This is a genomic window from Ensifer sp. Root142 (genome assembly GCF_001426785.1).
GTDB classification, from domain to species: Bacteria; Pseudomonadota; Alphaproteobacteria; order Rhizobiales; family Rhizobiaceae; genus Ensifer; species Ensifer canadensis.
On record NZ_LMFK01000008.1, the window covers coordinates 123665 to 124425 of the forward strand.

Annotated in this window: 1 protein-coding gene; it reads left to right on the forward strand. The window is 62.5% G+C overall.

Annotation, left to right across the window (positions count from 1 at the left end; translation table 11 throughout):
- A partial coding sequence (locus ASD52_RS10575; protein WP_156612955.1) for an ISNCY family transposase occupies positions 1–761 on the forward strand: 761 nt, incomplete at both ends.

A 761-nucleotide genomic window follows, 5' to 3' on the forward strand; every position in this document is an offset into this window, starting at 1 on the left:
GAGTACCCGCCAGGTGCGTCGTCTGTTGGACCGGATCGGCGCTGGCGGTGCGGCGTCGATCCGGCACCAGGCGATCGGCCGGCCATCGAACAACCGGATCAACGACGGCGTGCGCGATTATGCTGTGGCTCTCATTCGAGAGCGCTATGCGGACTTTGGTCCGACGCTGGCGGCCGAGAAGCTTGCGGAGCGTGATGGTCTGACGGTGTCGCGCGAGACCTTGCGGCAATGGATGTCGGAGGCCGGCCTGTGGCTGTCGCGCAAGCAGCGACGGACGTTCCATCAGCCGCGGCTGCGGCGCGAGGCCTATGGCGAGCTGGTGCAAATCGATGGATCGGAGCACCGTTGGTTCGAGGATCGCGGTGATCCATGTTCGTTGCTGGTGTTCATCGATGATGCGACCGGCAAGCTGATGCAGTTGCGTTTCGTGCGCTCGGAAAGCGCGTTCAGCTACTTCGACGCGCTGGAGCTTTATCTGAAGGATCACGGCGCTCCGGTCGCCTTCTATTCCGACAAGCATTCGGTGTTCCGGGTGGCGAAGAAGGACGCCAAGGGCGGCCAGGGCATGACCCAGTTCGGGCGTGCACTTTGCGAGTTAAACATCGAGATTCTTTGCGCAAACTCGAGCCAGGCCAAGGGCCGCGTCGAGCGGATGAACCGGACGCTACAGGACCGGTTGATTAAGGATCTGCGCCTGGAGGGCGTCTGCGGCATGGACGACGGCAACGCTTTCCTGCCTCGGTTCATGGAGCGCTATAACC